Below are 18,053 nucleotides of genomic sequence, written 5' to 3' on the forward strand. Positions count from 1 at the left end.
CCCCGGCGTTCAACCGTTAGCGCAAGCCGCCGCCGGCCAGCAGCGACTCTCCGGTGACCCAGCCCGCATCGTCCGAGGCGAGGAACACGGCGACCTTGGCGATATCGTCGGGTTGACCGACACGGCCGAGCGGCGTTTGAGTGACCAGCCACGTCTCCATGTCCGAACCGATGAAGCCGGCTTCCGTGGCGCCTTCGGTTGCGACCATGCCCGGGTTGATCGAATTGACGCGAATCTTGCGCGGTCCGAGTTCGCGTGCGAGCACGCCGGTGACCGCATCGACGGCGCCCTTGGTGGCCGTGTAGACAGTGCTGCCCGGCGGCGTCACGCGGCTGACGACCGAACCGATGTTGATGATGCTGGCGCCTTCGCCGAGATGCTTCGAGGCCGCCTGGGTGGTGAGCAGCAAGCCCAGCACGTTGACATTGAAGTGCTTGTGGAAATGCGCTTCGGTGATCGCTTCGAGCGGCGCAAACTCGTAGACGCCCGAATTGTTGACGAGGACATCGAGGCGGCCGTAGGTTTCGATGGCGGCGTCGATAATGCCTTGCGCATCGCTCGCCTTGGAGACGTCGCCGCGCACGGCGATCGCCTTGCCGCCGGCTTGCGTGATCGCCGCGACGACCGCATCGGCGCCGGCCTGACTCGACGCGTAGTTGACGACGACCGACGCGCCTTGCGCCGCGAGAGCCTTGGCGATGGCGGCGCCGATACCTTTCGATGCGCCGGTGACGACGGCGACTTTGCCGGTGAGCTTGGACATGATGGCTTCCTTTGAGGGGGCAAGTGACAGAGCACGGGCGGGAGGGTTCCCGGCGGTGCATTGAGGTGCGACTGGAGCCACTCTAGTGCATCGGCCGCCGTGGATCATTGGGGTCAAGGCGAATTCATTTGACGGGAGAGGCGAACAATGGACGAAGCCTCCAGAGCGGCGCTTCAAGCACCGTTCTCCAGCAGCCTCTCGGTGCGACCCGCAACGCCCGATCCTCAGTGCGCGGCCGGCTCCTCCGCCGCCACCGACGACGCCGGCGCATCGCTTTGCGCAAGCCGGCGCTCGAGCAGCCCTCTGGATAGCTGCACGGGCTTGCCCTGCAGCTTGTTGAGCGCCTGCTGCAACATGAAGTCGTCGCGCGAACCGAACTCCACGGGCGCACGGTCGCGGTCTTTCTGGCGCTGTTCCGGCGTCTCGCGGTCGCTCTGTTCCTCGAGCAGCCGCAATTGTTCCTGACGGTCCTGCTCGCGCGCCTGCAGTTCTTTCTTTTCGTTCGGATCCTGGATATTCGCGAGGTGATTCGGATAATCGGCTTCGCGCGTCACGAGCGCATCGTCCGGATCGCCGTCGGCGAACTGGTCGACCGCCACGTCCGGACGGATGCCGATGTCCTGAATCGAGCGGCCGCTTGGCGTGTAGTAATAAGCGGTCGTCAGGCGCAGCGCGGTGTCCGGGCTGAGCGGCATGGAGGTCTGCACCGAGCCCTTGCCGAAGGTGGTCTTGCCGAGAATCAGCGCGCGATGCGCATCCTGCAAGGCGCCCGCGACGATCTCCGAGGCCGATGCCGTGTACGCATTGGTCAGCACGATCATCGGCACCGTCTTGAAGATGGCCGGTTCGTTCAGCAGCGGATCGCTGGTAAACGAAGCGAGTCTGTAGTACGCGTAGTTGTCGCGATAGGCGCGCTTCGAGTATTCGACCTGGCCATTGGTCGTCACCACCACCGAATCGCGCGGCAAGAACGCGCCCGCCACGCCGACCGCACTTTCCACCAGCCCGCCGCCGTTGTTGCGCAGGTCGAGAATCAGCCCCTTCAACTGCGGCTGTTGCTGGGCGATGACGCGCAGCTTCGCCGCCAGATCCGGGGTCGTGCCTTCCTGAAAGCTTGTAATGCGTACGTAAGCGTAGCCCGGCGCCGGGGCAGCCGTTTTCACGCTCTGCAGCTTGATGAGGGCGCGCGTAATGGTGAGCGGAAAGGTGCGGTCTTCGCGCTTGCGGTAAAGGGTCAGCGTCACCTTGGTGCCGGGCGTGCCGCGCATCAACGCAGAGGCCTGGTCCGGCGTCATGCCGCTCACCGGCTTGTTGTCGATGCTCATGATGAGGTCGCCCGGACGAATGCCGGCGCGAAACGCGGGCGTGTCGTCGATTGGCGCAATCACCTTGATGAGACCGTCTTCCGTGCCGCTTTCGATGCCGATGCCGGCAAAGCGGCCGGTGATCTGCTCCTGCAGATCCTTGAAGTCGGTTTTGTCGAGATAGGCCGAGTGCGGATCGAGGCTCGACACCATGCCTTTGATGGCCGCCGTGAGCAGCGTGGCGTCGTCGACCGGTTGGACGTATTCCTGTTTGATCTGACCGAACACTTCGGCAAACAGCCGTAGCTGGTCGAGCGGCAGCGGCGCGGAAGGCGGCTGCGCGGCGCTCGCCGATGCGCTCAGCATCGCGATGGCGCTGCATGTCACGCTCAGGGCGAGGCAACGGGGCAGATTGCGCATGATGACGATCCGGTGGGCATGACGACCTACAACACTAGCGCAGGCACAGGCGTTGCGCAATCGTGGGACTGGCCGCGCGGGGAAGGGCCGGCTTTCGATGCCGGACGGTTGAGCCGTAGCTGGCCGCTTCGGCGGGCTGCACATCGCTGCGCAAGCGGCCTCGGTGGCCGCGCCGGTTGCCTGGATCATGGCGGCTGACCGGATGGGAGAACGTATGTACAAGGTATCTTCGGCGACATCGTCGACTAGCAGCCTTGACCACGCAGGCGAGCATGCCGGCGCGCTCAAACAGACGAAGGACGAGGCCTCGGGCGGATTCAGCCCAGCGGCCGACGATGCGCGCCTCGATGCGCTGAAACAGCCGCCGGGGCAGACCTCAGGCGCCACTGACGCGGGGTCGCGCTCCCCGCGGGCAAGCTTCTCGACGACGTCGGGCACGGCTGGCAGCCATCCTACGGCAGCGCCCCCGCCACCTCCGCCGCCTCCCGGCCCGGCGTTTCGTCCTTCGGCGTTCCGGACCTCGTCTTCGCGCCCGCCACCATCGCAGTCGGGCAGCGCAACCAGGCCGTCCGGGCTCGCGAGAACGGCCCAGACGCAAGCGGTCGGCTCCACCTCGGCAGTCAGCAGCGCGACCATGACGGCGCCGGTCACCGGCACGCACAGCCACGACAAGACGCCGGAAGACATCCAGCACGCGTTCAGGAACAGCGGCCTGTTGATCCGCACGCTACAGATGAAGCACGCGCACAAGGAGCTGGACAAGTGCGGCGTCACGGTCGAGGAGGCGTCCAGCCAGGCCGCCGCAGGCGGTCATGGCGGCTTGCGCAAATGGTCGCTGGCCCATGCGGACCTCAAGCCGCAGTACTACAAGATGGGCCCTGACACGAACGGACCGTTTGCCCGTCACATTGCCGTGCTCGCGATGCCGGATCTTGCAGGTGAGCACGTGGTGGGCGTGCATGAGAACGACCAGCAGTCGGGCAACATCGCGGCCGGCACCCAGGCCCTGCGGCCTGAAGACAGCAGGCGCCAGGTCGGCGCGCTGCTCAATACGCTGAAAGACAAGCAGGCCCAGCACGCCAACATTGAAAACAGCGAGATCCAGACCGTCGGGATAGAGCCGACCGCGGTTGCCGGCCTGATGTTCAACAAGCCAGGGGGGACATGGGAGGGCAGCAAGGCGGAGGTTCAGACGATGCTGTCAAAAGTGGGACCGGAGTTTCATGGCCGCAGCTTCCCGGTCTTCACGTTTGCGCACAACGACGGCCAGACGACGCTGACGCATATCGACACGCTGCGCGCGTCGTCGCCGACGCCGGCCACCAACGCCCCGAGCGAGTAATTCATCGAGCGGGTAATCCCGCAGGTGATCCGTTAGAGAGCCGCGTCCCGCACGAGGCTCGCCGGGTACGGATCACTGTGTCGCGGCTTGTGTCCCCTGGCCGCCAGCGGCACTGCTGCCCGGCGCCGCAGGCGTGGACGCTGCTGCGGTCGCCGCCGCCGCTGACGCAGCCGGCTGACGGTCAGGATGGCGCGGATCGTGCAACTCGCTATCCGACCAGCCGCCGCCCAGATCGCCGAACAGCGAAGCCGCATCGAGCAGGCGCGACTCCTGCACGCTCAAGGCCGTTTGCTGGTTGGTCAACTGGGTCGCCTGGGCCGTCGCCACGGTGGTGTAGTCCACCGTGCCGGCCTGGTATTCGTTGAAGGCGATCTCGGTGCCGTGCGTCGCATCGCGCACCGCAGCATCGAGCACATTGGCCTGCTCGGCAAGAATGCGCAGGCCGGAGAGGTCGTTCTCGACATCCTGGAACGCTGTCAGCACCGTGCCGCGGTAGTTGGCAACCGCCGCGTCGTACGCAGCCTTTGCTGCGGCGACGTCGCCGCTGCGCTCGCCGCCGTCGAAGATCGTCTCGGTGGCGCTGCCGCCGAGCGACCAGACGTAGTTGGCGACGTGCAGCAAGCCGCCCAGCGGGTCCTGCGTGAAGCCGTCCAGCGCGGACAGCGAGACGGTGGGGTAATACGCCGCGATGGTCACGCCGACTGCCGCGTTTTCGGCCGCCATCTGGCGTTCGGCCGTCGCGATATCGGGACGCCGCTGCAGCAGCGTCGACGGCACGCCGACCGGAATCGACGGCAAGGTCGGCATCGCGGTGCTATGCGGAATGTCCAGCTCTTCCGGGTTCTTGCCGACCAGCACCGCGATCGCGTGCGCATCCTGCGCCCGCGCTACGCCGAGCGCGATCAGGCTCGACTGCGCGGTTTCGAGCTGGGTGCGTGCGGTCACCACATCGGACGGCGCGATGGTGCCGAACCTGTCCTGATTCGCGACTACATCCAGATAGTGCTGGTACGCCTTGACCGTGTTCTGCAGCAGGTCGATATTCGCGTCGCTGGTGCGCAGCTCGATCACCGCGGTGGCGAGCGCAACCTGCTCGGAGAGCGTGGCGTTCGCGAGGGTCGCTTCGCTCGCCTGGGCGGTTGCCGAGTTCTCCTCGATGGTGCGGCGTACCGAACCCCACAGGTCCGGCGACCAGCTCACATTGCCTTCGAGCGAACCGGAGTTGTTCACGGTCGGTGTGCCCGTGGCGCTGCGCGCTCGGGTGGCCGAGCCGGTTATGCCGATGGTCGGAAACAGGCTCGCGCGGGCGACCTTCACCTCGGCGAGCGCTTCCTGGTAGTTGGCGTAGTCCTGGCGCACGGTCTGGTTGGAGACCGCTACCAGCGGTTCGAGCTGGTCGAGCAGCGGATCGTTGAAACCGGTCCACCACGCGCCCTTCGGACCGTCGGCGGCCGGCTCGGCCTGGGTCCAGCCGGGCAGTTCGCGATAGGTGGCGGGCACGCTGACCTGCGGCCGGTGGTAGTCCGGGCCGACCGCGCAGGCGGCGAGCAGCAGGGCCGCCGCAGCGGCAACAGGGGTGAGAGGGGTGAGGGAAATCTTCATCTTCATGCCTTCGTATCCGTTTGCCCCGGCTGTGCCGGTGGCCCCATCTGCTCCGCCTGGCTGCTCCACGGCAGTCGCGACGCCCATCTGACGAGCCTGAAGCGCAAACGGTCCAGGTAGAGGTAAATCACCGGTGTGGTGTAGAGCGTAAACACCTGGCTCAGGATCAGGCCACCCATCACGGTGACCCCGAGCGGCTGGCGCAGCGACGCGCCCTGGCCGATGCCGATGGCGAGCGGCACGGCGCCGAGCACGGCGGCGAAGGTGGTCATCATGATCGGCCGCAGACGCACGACGGCGGCGGAGTGGATCGCCTCCTTGGCCGACATGCCTTCCTTGCGCTGCAACTGGATCGCCACGTCCACCATCATGATGCCGTTCTTCTTGACGATACCGATCAGCAGGATGATGCCGATCAGCGCGATCACCGAGAACGGCGTGCCGAAGATCAGCAGCGCGAGGGTCGCGCCGATGCCGGCCGAGGGCAGGGTGGAGAGGATCGTGAGCGGGTGAATCGAACTCTCGTAGAGCACGCCGAGCACGATGTAGACGACCCCGAGCGCCGCCAGGATCAGCAACGGGATGGTGCCGGTCGATTGCGCGTAGGCCTGCGCCGCGCCGGCGAACGCCCCGTGGATGCTGGCCGGCATGCCGATCTCGCGAGCGGCGTCGTCGATGGCCTGCTTCGCGGTGCTCAGCGAGCCGTTGGCCGGCAGGTTGAACGAGATCGTCGCCGCTACCAGGCCGCTCTGGTGATTGACCTGGGTGGAGGTGTGATTGTTCACGTAGCTCGTCATCGCCGGCAGCGGCACCATGGTCTCCGCCGAGGTGCTGTCCGCGCTGCCGCTCGAGGTGCCGCCCTTGCTGTTGGAGATGCTGTTGGTGGTGGCGTTGGCTTGCGCGTTCGAATTCAGCGAGTTGGTGCTCGACGAACTGCTCGACGTGCTGGTGGTCGTGCTCGTCGCCGTCACGCCCGTGACCGTCTTGCCCGGCATCTGCGTTTGCGCGGTGCCGCTCGAGTTGCCCGCCGCCGTGCTCAGGAAAATCTGCCTGAGCGTCTGCGGGTACTGCCAGTACTCCGGCGCCACTTCCATCACCACAAAATACTGGTTGAGCGCGTTGTAGATGGTCGAGACCGTGCGTTGGCCGAACGCGTCATACAGCACGTTGTCGATCTGGTTCGGTTGAAAGCCGTAGCGCGCCGCCGTGCTGCGGTCGAAGTTGACGTAGGTCTGCAGGCCGTTTTGCTGCAGGTCCGAGTTCACGTCCAGCACCCGGGCGTGGTCCTTGCTGAGCTGGGTGACGAGCTTCGGCGTCCAGGCGAACAGCGCCGCGGAATCTTCGCTCGTCAGCGTGTACTGATACTCGGCGGCCGACTGCCGTCCGCCGATCCGCAAGTCCTGTTGCGCCTGCATGAAGAGCCGTGCGCCCGAGACCTGGTTCAGCTTGGGCCGCAGGCGGTTGACCACCTCGGTGGCGCTGACGCGGCGCTGCGCGAGCGGCTTGAGTTCGACGAACACGTTCGCCGTGTTCAGCGCACGGCCGCCGGTAAAGCCGGCCACCGACTGGACCGCCGGATCTTTCTGCACGATCTCCTGCAACTGCTCGAGCTTCTTTTGCATCGCCGGGAACGAGATGCTCTGGTCGGCGATGATCTGGCCGATCAGGATGCCGGTGTCCTGCTCCGGAAAGAAGGTGGCCGACAGCAGCTTGGCGAGGAAGAAGTTGCCGAACAGCAGCACGAACAGCAGCACGATCACCAGCAGCGCATGGTCGAGCACCGCGGTGAGCGAACGCGCGTAAGCACTCTTGAAGCGCTCGAACTGCGCCTCGATCCACTTCGCCCAGCGGGCCTGCGAATGGCCGGCGTTGTTGCGGCTCAGCACATAGGCGCACATGGCCGGCGTGACGGTGAGCGAGATCACCAGCGAAATCAGGATCGCAATCGACAGCGTGACCGCGAACTCGTGGAACAGCAGGCCGACGATGCCCGGCATCAGCAGGATCGGCAGGAACACCGCGATCAGCGAGAAGCTCATCGAGATCACGGTGAAACCGACTTCGCCGCTGCCTTTCAGCGCGGCTTCTTTCGGACTCAGACCCATTTCCAGATAGCGCGTGATGTTTTCCAGCACCACCACCGCATCGTCGACCACGAAGCCGGTGCCGATCGTGAGCGCCATCAGCGAGAGGTTGTCGATGCTGTAGCCGAGCAGGTACATCGGCCCGAACGTGCCGACGATCGACAGCGGCAGCGCGACCGCCGGCACCAGCGTGGCGCGCGGCGACTGCAGGAAGATGAACACCACGCCGACCACCAGCAGCACGGCGATAAACAGCGTGCGCTCGGTATCGCCCACCGAGGAGCGCACCGATTCCGAGCGGTCGACCGCGACCTGCACGTGGACACTGTGCGGCAGGGTTGCCTCGATCGCCGGCAGGACGTTTCTGATCTGCTTGACGGTGTTCACGATATTGCTGCCGGGCATCGGATAGACGATCACCAGCACCGCCGACTTGCCGTTGTAGAGCCCGGCGTTGCGGATGTTTTCGTTGGAGTCCTTGACCTGGGCGACATCGCGCAGCATCACCGGCGCGCCGTTGCGGTAGGCCACCACGAGGTCGCGGTACGGCGCCGCCTTGGTGATCTGGTCGTTGGACAGCACCACGTAGCGCTGCTCCCCCTCGTCGAGGTGCCCCTTGGCGCTGTCGGCGTTGGCCGCCGAGATTGCCGCGCGCACGTCTTCGAGGCCGATGCCGTAGCTGTTCAGCTTGCCCGGTTGCAATTCGACCCGCACCGAGGGCAGCGCGCCGCCGCCGAGCGTGATCTGACCCACGCCGTTGACCTGCGAGAGCTGCTGCTGGATCACCGAATCCGCGGAGTCGTAGAGCTGTGCCTTGGTGAGCGTGTTCGAGGTCAGCGCGAGCACCATGATCGGCGAATCGGCCGGGTTGTACTGGCGATAGGTCGGATTGCTGCGCAGGGTGGTCGGCAGGTCGGCGCGCGCGGCCTGGATGGCCGCTTCGACGTCGCGGGCCGCGCCGTTGATGTCGCGGTTGAGCCCGAACTCCACCACGATCATCGACGAGCCGACGTAGCTGATCGAGGTCAGTTCCTCCACGTCGGCAATCGTACCGAGGCGCCGTTCGAGCGGTTCGGCCACGGTCGAGGCCATGATGTCGGGGCTCGCGCCCGCCATGTTGGCCTGCACCACGATCACCGGGAAGGCGATGTTCGGCAGCGGCGCGACCGGCAGCCGGAAATAGGCGAGCGTCCCGGAGATCAGGATCGCGATCGCCAGAAGGGTGGTCGCGACCGGGCGCCGGATGAATAACGCCGAGATGTTCAAGGCGCGTCCCCCGCCGTACCTTCAGGCGTGCCCTCGGGCCGGTTGCGGTTGCGCCAGCGCCGGGTGCGCTCGGCCATGCGGTCGAAGTACAGATAGATGACCGGCGTGGTGAAGAGCGTGAGCATCTGGCTCAAGGTCAGGCCGCCGATGATCGCCAGACCGAGCGGGCGGCGCAGTTCCGAACCGGTGCCGGTGCCGAGCAGCATCGGCAGGGCGCCGAGCATGGCGGCGAGCGTGGTCATCAGGATCGGCCGGAAGCGCAGCAGCGAGGCCTCGAAGATCGCCTCGCGCGGCGCCTTGCCGTGATTGCGTTCGGCCTCCAGCGCGAAGTCCACCATCATGATGGCGTTCTTCTTGACGATACCGATCAGCAGCACGATGCCGATAATGCCGATCACGTCGAGGTCGCTGCCCGCCATCATCAGGGCGAGCAGCGCGCCGATACCCGCCGAGGGCAGGGTGGAGAGAATCGTCACCGGATGGATGAAGCTCTCATACAGCACCCCCAGCACGATATACACGGCCACCAGCGCGGCGATCAGCAGAAACACCTCGCTCGAAAGCGAGTCCTCGAACGCCTGGGCCGCGCCCTGCAGCGACGAGGTGATCGACGGCGGCAGATTCACCGCCTGCTGGGCCTCGTGGATGCGCGCCACCGCCGTGCTCAGCGACGCACCCTTGGCGAGGTTGAACGAGATCGTGACGGCCGGGAACTGCGCCAGATGGCTGATCACCAGCGGCGACTTGACGATCTGGATCTTGGCGATCGCCGAGAGCGGCACCTGGCCCGAGCTGCTGGTCTCGCTGGGGAGATACAGGTTGCCGAGCGACCCCACGTTGGGCAGCGACTCGGGCTTGGCGACGAGGATCACGCGGTACTGGTCCGACTGCTGGAAGATGGTCGAGACGATCCGCTGGCCCAGCGCGTCGTAGAGCGCGTTGTCGATGGTGGCCGGCGTGATGCCGAAGCGCGCGGCCAGTTGCCGGTTGACTTCGACGTTCACGCTCAGGCCGTCGGTATTCATATCGCTTTGCACATCGGCGAGCGCCGGGATCTGCTTCAGGCGCGCCACCAGTTCAGGCACGTACTTCTGGAACGCCTGCTGGCTCGGTCCGCGCAGCACGAAGCTGTACTGGTTCGGCGAGACCGTGGTGTCGAGCGTCAGATCCTGCTCCGGCTGCATATAGAGCCTGATCCCGGGCACATTGGCGACTTCCTGCTGCAGGCGCCGCGCGATCTCCTCGGCCGTGTCCGAGCGCTTGTCGTGCTCGCGCAGATTGATCAGGAAGCGGCCGTTGTTGAGTGTCGGGTTGGTGCCGTCGATCCCGACGTAAGAGGTGAGCGAGACCACATCGGGATCCTTCAGGATCGCATCGGCGAGCGCGCCCTGGCGCACCACCATCGCCTTGTACGACACCGAGTTGTCGGCCACGCTGATCCCCTGGATCACGCCGACGTCCTGCACCGGGAACAGGCCCTTCGGAATCACGACGTACAGGACGCCGGTCAGCACCACGGTGCCGATCGCCACCATCAGGGTCAGCAACTGGTGATCGAGCACCCAGCGCAAGCCCCGTTCGTAGGCGGCGAGCGTCTTGTCGAACAGGCCCTCGCTGAAGCGCTCGAAGCGGCTCGGATGGCGTTCGGCCTGAGCCCGCAACATGCGCGCGCAGAGCATCGGCACCACGGTCAGCGAGACCACCGCGGACAGCACGATGGTGACCGCGAGCGTCACCGCGAATTCGCTGAAGAGCCGCCCGATCACGCCGCCCATGAAGAGCAGCGGGATCAGCACCGCGATCAGCGAGATGGTCAGCGACAGAATCGTGAAGCCGATCTGCCCGGCGCCTTCGAGCGCCGCTTCGAGCGGCGTCTTGCCTTCCTCCAGATAGCGCACGATGTTCTCGATCATCACGATCGAGTCGTCGACCACGAAGCCGGTGGCGATGATCAGCGCCATCAGCGAGAGGTTGTCGATCGAGTAGTTCAACTGGTACATCACGGCGAGCGTGCCGATCAACGACACCGGCACCGAGATGCTCGGGATGATGGTGGCCGGCACGTTGCGCAGGAACACGAAGATCACCGCCACCACCAGCACGATGGCGAGCACCAGTTCGAGCGCCGCGTCCGACACCGACGAGCGGATCACGCCCGTGCTGTCCGACACCACCGTGACCTTCATGCCGGCCGGCAGCGTCGATTCGAGCTGCGGCAACTGCCGCATGATCTGGTTGACGGTGGCGATCACGTTGGCGCCCGGCTGGCGCTGCACGTTCAGCACGATCGCGGGCGAGCCGTTGTACCAGGCACCGCGCTCGACGTCCTGGGCCGCCGAGGTCACGCGGGCGACGTCGCGCATGAACACCGGCGCGCCGTTCTGATAGGCGACCACCGTGTCCATGTAGTCTTTCGGATCGCTGATCTGGTCGTTGCCGTTGATCGTGTAGTCGAGGTCCGGTCCGTCGAAGTTGCCCTTCGGCTGGCTGACGTTGACGTAGCTGAGTGTGGTGCGCAGGTCGTCGATATTCAGGCCGTAGGCGGCCAGCTTTTGCGGGTCGGCTTCGACGCGGATGGCCGGCACATTGCCGCCGCTGGTGGTCACGACGCCCACCCCCGACACTTCCGAAATCTTGGTGCCGAGGCGGTTGTTGGCGGCGTCCTCGAGCTGCGTGAGCGACATCGACTTCGAGGTGACCGCGAGCGTCAGGATCGGCTGGTCGGCCGGGTTGACCTTGGCATAGGTCGGCGGCGCGGGCAGGCCGCTCGGCAGGTAGCTGTTGGCCGCGTTGATGGCCTGCTGGACGTTCTGTTCGGCGATATCGAGGTTCAGCGACAGATCGAACTGCAGCGTGATCACCGACGCGCCGTCCGAGCTGTACGAGGTCATCTGCTGCAAGCCGGGGATCTCGCCCAGTTGCACTTCGAGCGGCGCGGTCACGGTGGTGGCCATCACGTCCGGACTCGCGCCCGGATAGAAGGTCTGCACCTGGATCGTCGGGTAGTCGACGTTCGGCAGCGAGGAAACCGGCAGCACGCGTACCGCGACGAGGCCCACCAGCACGAGGGCGATCATCAGCAGCAGGGTGGCTACCGGTCTGAGAATAAACAGGCGGGAGATATTCATCGGCGCGTGGCTTGGCTGGGTCCGCTACTACGAAGCTGCATCTGCAGAGGCGGCAGCGGCCCCCGAAGCGCCGTTATGAGGCCGTCGATGCTGGCCGGGTGCACCGCTGGCCGCGCCGCCCTGCGCTGCCGCGGCAGCGCCGCCCGAGGCGGCACGCGGGGCAGCGGCCTGGATTTTGGCACCGTCGCTGAGCCGGTCGGTGCCGTCGGTCACGACGACATTGCCGGCCTCGAGCCCGGAGGTGATAACCGTGTTCTTGCCGTCGCTCGGGCCAAGCGTGACCTTGTGGACCGACACCGTGTTGTCGGCGTTCACGAGGTACACGTAGTCGCCCGGGGCGCCGGTCTGCACGGCCGGGGTGGGCACCAGCACGGCGTTTTGCAGCGTATCGACCAGCAGCTTGATGTTGACGAATTCGTTCGGGAACAGCGCTTCATCGTCGTTGGGGAAAGTCGCCCGCAAGGTGACCGTGCCGGTGCCCGTGGCCATCTGGTTGCTGACCGCGTACAGCATGCCGGTGGCGACCTGCCGCGAGTTGTCGCTGCTGTAGGCGGTGACCGGCAGGCTCGCGCCGCCGTTCATGCGCCGCAGCACCGCGGCGAGCGAGTCCTGCGGCACGGTGAACTGTACCGTGGTGGGCTTCATCGTGGTGATGACCACGATGCCCGTCGTGGACGATGCGGTGACATAGTTGCCCGGATCGACGAGGCGCAGGCCGACGCGTCCGGAAACCGGCGCGGTGATATGGCAATAGGCCAGGTCGAGTTCGTACTGTGCGATGGTCGCGAGGTCCGACTTGACCGCGGCTTCGTCCTGCTGGACGAGGAACTGCTGGTCAACGAAGGTCTGCTCGGCGATCGACTTGTGCTCGTACAACTGCTGAAAGCGCGCGAGGTCCGAGCGGGCCTGCCCGAGCGAGGCGCGGTCCTTGGCGAGCTGCGCTTCTCCCTGCTGCTTGTTGATCTCGTACTGGCGCGGATCGATCTGGGCGAGGAACTGGCCTTTCTCGACGTCCTGGCCTTCGTGATAGCCGACCGCGGTCAGGTAGCCGCTCAGTTGCGGCAACACGGTGACGGTCGCGGTGGGCGTGACCGTGCCCAGTTCGCTTAAGGTTTCCGGCATCGAGCCGAGGGTGGCGGTGGCGACCGTGACGACTTGCGGCGGGGTGCCCCGCGCCGGCTTCGGCCGGTTCAGCAGGTGCACGATCACGAGCGCGACCAGCGCCAGCACTATGACCGCGAGCAGGACGAGCCTGCGGCGCGAGCGCTTGGGCTGCGTGGACACGGCTTCGCTCATATCAATCTCCGAAAACTGGTGGTGCCGTAGGCGTTGGGTTCGATGCGGCCTGGCTGGACCGCACCGGCAAGAACGACTCGCGTCCGCTGCCGCAACCGGTTCATCTGTCCGGTTGGCGAACGCAGGGCGAGGCGAAAAAATGCATTTTTTCGCGACTGCGGAAAAGTGCCACGTTTACTGGGCGTTGTCACCATCGAACCGTCCTTTGATTTTCTTTTGACGAATGTGACAGCCGTTGTGTCCTGACGAGCCATGCTTCATGCGGAGCCTGGCTGGCGCATGCCGTCGGGCACGAACATATAGCCGCGGCCGCGCACGGTTTGAATGAAATGCGGCGTGGACGGGTCGGCCTCGAGGATGCGGCGCAGGCGCCACACCTGCACGTCGATGCCGCGATCGGTGCCGTCGTATTCCGGCCCGTGCAGCAGCTCCAGCAGGCGTTCGCGGTTGAGCGCACGCAGCGGATGGTCGACAAAGATCTTCAGCAGCGCGAACACGCTGTCGGCCAGCATGAGCGGCCGGCCTTGCTGGCTGAGCATGCGCGCCTGGAAGTCGAGCGTGAAGTGGCCGAAGGTGAACGGCTCGCGCTGCTCGGGCGCCGCTGCCGCGGGGGTGACGCGGCGCCGCAGTACGGCCTGCACGCGCGCCAGCAACTCACGCGGGTTGAACGGCTTGGCGAGGAAATCGTCGGCGCCCAGTTCGAGGCCGACGATCCTGTCCACGTCGTCGGCCTTGGCGGTGAGGATGATCACCGGGATGTCGTCGCCGGTGGCGCGCAGCTTGCGCAGAGCCGTCAGGCCGTCGATGTCCGACATCATCAGGTCGAGCACGATCAGATCGGGGCGCTCCCGTTCGAGCCGGCGCTCCAGCGTGCCGGCGCCGTGCAGCACCGAGACCTCGAAGCCGGAGTTGCTCAGATAGGTGCGCAGCAGATCGCGCAGATCGGCGTCGTCGTCGACGACCAGAATTTGGATAGCCATGCGCAGGAGTTTAATGTGCGCGGGGGTGCTTGCCGTGCCTTGCGACCCTCAAAGTGGTTGCGAGGAGTTACGCCACGGGCGCTGTGTAAAAGACGGTAACGCATCAGCCCGTTATGCAAGACATGGCGAGCTGGATATTTCGATTCCGTAATGTTGCGAAAGCATATTGTTAGGATTGCCGTGAAAACCGCGCGTCGCCGACGTGCGGTCCACGAAGCGCGGCTGGCGCCGTCAGAACGACGTGCCGATCTGGAACTGGAACTTCTGGTACTGGTCGCCGGCATGCCGCACGATCGGCAAGCCGAAGTCGAGCTTGAGCGGCCCGATCGGCGAGATCCATTCGAGACCGGCGCCGTAGCTGTAACGCAAGCCGTTGGCGCCCGTGCTGCTGCCTTCGGTGCCCCAGACGTTGCCGCCGTCGACGAAGGTGAACACGCGCAGCGTGCGGTCGTAGCCGGTGCCCGGCAATGGGAACGTCAGTTCGATGTTGCCGACCAGCATTTTCGAGCCGCCGATCGGGTCGCCCGTGCTCGTATCGCGCGGACCCAGCGAGCTCGGCTCATAGCCGCGCACCGAACCGATACCGCCGGCGTAATAGTTCTTGAAGATCGGGTACGGCTTGCCGTCGAGGCCGTTGCCGTAGCCGCCCTGGAAGTTCAGGCCGAGCACGAAGCCTTTGGCGAACGAGTAGTAGTACTGCGCCTGCAGATCGGCTTTGTAATAGTTGGTGCGGGCGATCGGCGTGCCGTATTCGGCGTTGAACTGGGTGAAATAGCCGCGGCTCGGCACCAGTGCGCTGTCGCGGTTATCGCGCGACCAGCCTACCGTGACCGGCACGTTGTTCGACACCCGGCCGAAGGAGTTCACGTAGTCGATATAGCTTTGCGGCGTGGTCGAGTCCACGTCGAGCCGGTTCTGCTCGATGCCGGTGCCGAAGTAGACCATGTCCGATTCGGAGAACGGCACGCCGAACTTGAGGTCGGCGCCGAGCGTGATGATCCGGAAGCTCGTGTCGGTGACGCTCGAGTAATAGAGCGGCTCGGTGGTGCGGTAGTAGACGTCGGTAATGCGCTTGATGCCGTCTACCGTGAAATAAGGGTCCACCTGGGTGACCGTCAGCGTGCGGTAGGTGGTGGCCGTGTTCACGTTCACCGAGAGGCTCGTGCCCGAGCCGAACACGTTGTCCTGCGACACGCCCGCCGAAATGATCGGACCTTCGCCGGAACCGTAACCGAGACCGAGCGTGATCGAGCCGGTCGGCTTCTCGGTCACCTTGACTTCGATATCGACCTCGTCGGGGGTGCCTTCCACCGGCACGGTCGTCACGTCGACGTCGGTGAAGTAGCCAAGGCGGTTGACGCGGTCTTTGGACAGCGCCAGACGGCTGGAGTCGAACCACGAGCTTTCGAGCTGGCGCATTTCGCGGCGGATGACTTCGTCGCGCGTGCGGGTGTTGCCGATAATGTTGATGCGGCGCACGTAGACACGGCGGCTCGGGTCCACTTGCAGCGTCAGGTCGACCGTGTGGTGCTGCTGGTCGATCTGCGGCTGGGCGTTGACGGTGGCGAACGCGTAGCCGTATTCACCGAGCTTGTCGACCACGGCCTTGGTGGCGGCTTTCAGTTTGGCCGCCGAAAAACGGTCACCCGGTTTGATCTTGATGAGCTTCGTGAGCTCCGCATCGCGGTTGAGCAGGTTGCCGGACAGACGGATGCCGGAAATCGTGTACGGCTCGCCCTCGTGCAGGGTGAGCGTCAGGTACATGTCCTTCTTGTCCGCCGACAGCGAGACCTGGGTCGATTCAATGTTGAACTCGAGATAGCCGCGGTCGAGATAGTACGAACGCAGGTTTTCGAGGTCGGTGGTCAGCTTGTCTTTCGAGTACACGTCGTTCTTCGTGTACCAGGAGAACCAGTTGGGCGTGGACTCCTGCATTTCGTCGTGCAGCGTGCTGTCGCTGAACACCTTGTTGCCGATGAGGTTGACCTGGCGGATCTTCGCGCTGGGGCCTTCGATCACCGAGAACAGCAGGCCGACGCGGTTACGGTCGATCGGCGTGACCGTGGTGGTGACTTCGGCCGCGTAGAAACCGCGGGTCAGATACTGGCGCTTGAGTTCCTGCTGGGCGCGATCGACCAGCGACTTGTCGTAGTAGCGGCCGAGCGACAGCCCGACCGAGTTCAGCGCCTTGGTCAGGTTGTCCTTGTCGAATTCGTGGAGGCCGGCGAAATCGATGGTGCCGACGGCGGGGCGCTCCTGCACCTGAATCACGACGACGTCGCCATCGGCCGAGATCTTGACGTCGTTGAAGAAGCCCGTCGCGTACAGCGCGCGGATGGCGTCAGAGGCCTTGTCGTCGGAGAAAGTGTCGCCCTGCTTGATCGGCAGATACGAGAAAACGGTGTTCGGTTCGACGCGTTGCAGGCCTTCGAGGCGGATGTCGCGCACCACGAACGGGGTCGTGGCGTAGGCGGAGGCGGCGGTGACGCTCACGCCAATGAATGTCAGCGCACGGGCGCAACGGGCCGAAATGGTTTCGAGGTTCATACAGGCTGACAGGAGAGACACACAATAGGAGGATGGGAGGCGCAACGTTAGCCGTTGCTCCGGGAGCCGCTGCTCCGGGTGCGAGGACGGCGATACGAGAGAAGGAAGGCGAGCGCGGGGCCGCGAACGAACGGTGGGCACGGCCGCGCTATTGCAGGCGAACGCCGGCTGCGCCATTCACCTTGGCGAGGCCTGTCACCAGCGAGAGCACTTCGGTCATATGACGCACTTCGGTGCGATGCATGCGAAACGACAGCTCGGCGCCGCCGGGCAGACGAAACGAGAGCAGCAGATGGGATGACTCGCCCTTGTCTTTGCCGACGGCCCAGGCCTCGCAGGGCATGGCGAATTTCACGTCGTCGTTTTGCTGCCGGACTCTTGCGGACCAGCCGATGGCATTGGAAATGGCGGCCAACAGCTCGTGCATGACCGAGTAGTGCAGGGCGATGCTATCGGGTTGATTTCCTTTGAGCATGAGGTACTGGCCATCGCCGGTCAGCTCGAAGGAGTGAAGGGAATGGATCGCGACGGCAACCGGCTGTGACATGAGAGCGCTCCGAACAACATTGGAGAGCGAGTCTAGGGGAGTTGCAAGCAGTGGGGGTTACTGGTGCATTACCTATTCTTCCATTTTGAGTTCTTGTTTTTTTAGTGGTCTGTTTGCCTACGGCGTTGGCCTTTCCTTGCTGTGTTATTGGTTTATTAGCGTTGCCCCTGTGCGGGGCGGCACCTACTTTTCTTTGCCGCCGCAAAGAAAAGTAGGCAAAAGAAAGCGGGCTGACAACCGCTAGCCCGTAGGTGTCCACCACTCAGGTCACCACGGAATGGTCCGCACGAGGAGCGGCCCTTGCACCATTCGCGTTAGTGACAAGGCCGTCATCCGTTCCAGCGTTGCGCTACGCGCCCCGCCGAAGGGCATAGCGCCTTCTGCACACTCCGTAGGTATTCCAGCGATCTTTGGCTTGCCCACTATCGGTACGGTAGCGCCGGCGGCATGCCGAGCGGTCAACCACGTCGCTGATCATGCGCCGAGCGCTAACCGGGTGAGGAGGAGTCCATCCCATTGTTCCTGGTGTCGCCGCACAGCCCGACCATAGGCCGCAAACCCAGGCAGACCCGCTTTCCCAGGCAGACCCATCCGCGACGCACGCAGTGCGGAGTGGGGTGGATGAGCCCTTTGTCACTAATGGGGGAGATGCGAGGGCCGGTCTTCGTGCGGACCACGCCGCAATGGTTTGAGTGGTGGACACCTACAGGCTGGCGGTTGTGAGCCCGCTTTCTTTTGCCTACTTTTCTTTGCGGCGGCAAAGAAAAGTAGGTG

10 protein-coding genes are annotated in these 18,053 nt (G+C 65.0%); 1 reads left to right on the forward strand and 9 read right to left on the reverse strand.

Annotated elements, in window-relative coordinates:
• Nucleotides 1-16: 16 nt before the first annotated feature.
• The gene (locus tag AC1ECK_RS12520; protein WP_480319422.1) at nucleotides 17-763 is read right to left on the reverse strand and encodes an SDR family NAD(P)-dependent oxidoreductase; all 747 of its coding nucleotides are present in this window, start codon (nucleotides 761-763) and stop codon (nucleotides 17-19) included.
• A 224-nt stretch (nucleotides 764-987) separates the two neighbouring features.
• Entirely contained in the window at nucleotides 988-2,487 is a 1,500-nt protein-coding gene (locus tag AC1ECK_RS12525) for a S41 family peptidase (protein ID WP_480319424.1), read from the reverse strand.
• A gap of 214 nt (nucleotides 2,488-2,701) precedes the next feature.
• Here AC1ECK_RS12525 and AC1ECK_RS12530 point away from each other — a divergent pair, with 214 nt between their 5' ends.
• Nucleotides 2,702-3,829, forward strand: a complete 1,128-nt coding sequence (locus AC1ECK_RS12530) for a hypothetical protein (protein ID WP_480319426.1) — start codon at nucleotides 2,702-2,704, stop codon at nucleotides 3,827-3,829.
• A 72-nt stretch (nucleotides 3,830-3,901) separates the two neighbouring features.
• Here AC1ECK_RS12530 and AC1ECK_RS12535 read toward each other — a convergent pair whose 3' ends face one another.
• The 7 genes from AC1ECK_RS12535 to AC1ECK_RS12565 all read right to left on the reverse strand — a co-directional run bounded on the left by AC1ECK_RS12535 (nucleotide 3,902) and on the right by AC1ECK_RS12565 (nucleotide 17,279).
• Nucleotides 3,902-5,437, reverse strand: coding sequence for an efflux transporter outer membrane subunit (locus AC1ECK_RS12535; RefSeq protein ID WP_480319428.1), 1,536 nt, complete (start codon nucleotides 5,435-5,437; stop codon nucleotides 3,902-3,904).
• Complete coding sequence (locus AC1ECK_RS12540; protein WP_480319430.1) at nucleotides 5,434-8,781, reverse strand: efflux RND transporter permease subunit; 3,348 nt, start codon at nucleotides 8,779-8,781, stop codon at nucleotides 5,434-5,436. The genes AC1ECK_RS12535 and AC1ECK_RS12540 overlap by 4 nt, the downstream gene beginning before the upstream one ends.
• Entirely contained in the window at nucleotides 8,778-11,909 is a 3,132-nt protein-coding gene (locus AC1ECK_RS12545; protein WP_480319432.1) for an efflux RND transporter permease subunit, read from the reverse strand. Before AC1ECK_RS12545 ends, AC1ECK_RS12540 begins: the two co-directional genes overlap by 4 nt.
• A gap of 27 nt (nucleotides 11,910-11,936) precedes the next feature.
• The gene (locus AC1ECK_RS12550; protein WP_480319434.1) at nucleotides 11,937-13,205 is read right to left on the reverse strand and encodes an efflux RND transporter periplasmic adaptor subunit; all 1,269 of its coding nucleotides are present in this window, start codon (nucleotides 13,203-13,205) and stop codon (nucleotides 11,937-11,939) included.
• A 257-nt stretch (nucleotides 13,206-13,462) separates the two neighbouring features.
• Complete coding sequence (locus tag AC1ECK_RS12555) at nucleotides 13,463-14,185, reverse strand: response regulator (protein WP_480319437.1); 723 nt, start codon at nucleotides 14,183-14,185, stop codon at nucleotides 13,463-13,465.
• Nucleotides 14,186-14,416: 231 nt separating this feature from the next.
• Complete coding sequence (bamA, locus tag AC1ECK_RS12560) at nucleotides 14,417-16,732, reverse strand: outer membrane protein assembly factor BamA (RefSeq protein WP_480319439.1); 2,316 nt, start codon at nucleotides 16,730-16,732, stop codon at nucleotides 14,417-14,419.
• A 148-nt stretch (nucleotides 16,733-16,880) separates the two neighbouring features.
• Nucleotides 16,881-17,279, reverse strand: a complete 399-nt coding sequence (locus AC1ECK_RS12565) for a hypothetical protein (protein ID WP_480319441.1) — start codon at nucleotides 17,277-17,279, stop codon at nucleotides 16,881-16,883.
• Nucleotides 17,280-18,053 lie beyond the last annotated feature (774 nt).

It is taken from the genome of Paraburkholderia sp. SSBN10T, from assembly GCF_056619545.1.

Excerpts from the sequence above, each read along its gene's own strand:
- AC1ECK_RS12520 (WP_480319422.1), bottom strand. The coding sequence starts at position 763 with ATGTCCAAGCTCACCGGCAAAGTCGCCGTCGTCACCGGCGCATCGAAA.
- AC1ECK_RS12525 (WP_480319424.1), bottom strand. The coding sequence starts at position 2,487 with ATGCGCAATCTGCCCCGTTGCCTCGCCCTGAGCGTGACATGCAGCGCC.
- AC1ECK_RS12530 (WP_480319426.1), top strand. The coding sequence starts at position 2,702 with ATGTACAAGGTATCTTCGGCGACATCGTCGACTAGCAGCCTTGACCAC.
- AC1ECK_RS12535 (WP_480319428.1), bottom strand. The coding sequence starts at position 5,437 with ATGAAGATGAAGATTTCCCTCACCCCTCTCACCCCTGTTGCCGCTGCG.
- AC1ECK_RS12545 (WP_480319432.1), bottom strand. The coding sequence starts at position 11,909 with ATGAATATCTCCCGCCTGTTTATTCTCAGACCGGTAGCCACCCTGCTG.
- AC1ECK_RS12550 (WP_480319434.1), bottom strand. The coding sequence starts at position 13,205 with ATGAGCGAAGCCGTGTCCACGCAGCCCAAGCGCTCGCGCCGCAGGCTC.
- AC1ECK_RS12555 (WP_480319437.1), bottom strand. The coding sequence starts at position 14,185 with ATGGCTATCCAAATTCTGGTCGTCGACGACGACGCCGATCTGCGCGAT.
- bamA (WP_480319439.1), bottom strand. The coding sequence starts at position 16,732 with ATGAACCTCGAAACCATTTCGGCCCGTTGCGCCCGTGCGCTGACATTC.
- AC1ECK_RS12565 (WP_480319441.1), bottom strand. The coding sequence starts at position 17,279 with ATGTCACAGCCGGTTGCCGTCGCGATCCATTCCCTTCACTCCTTCGAG.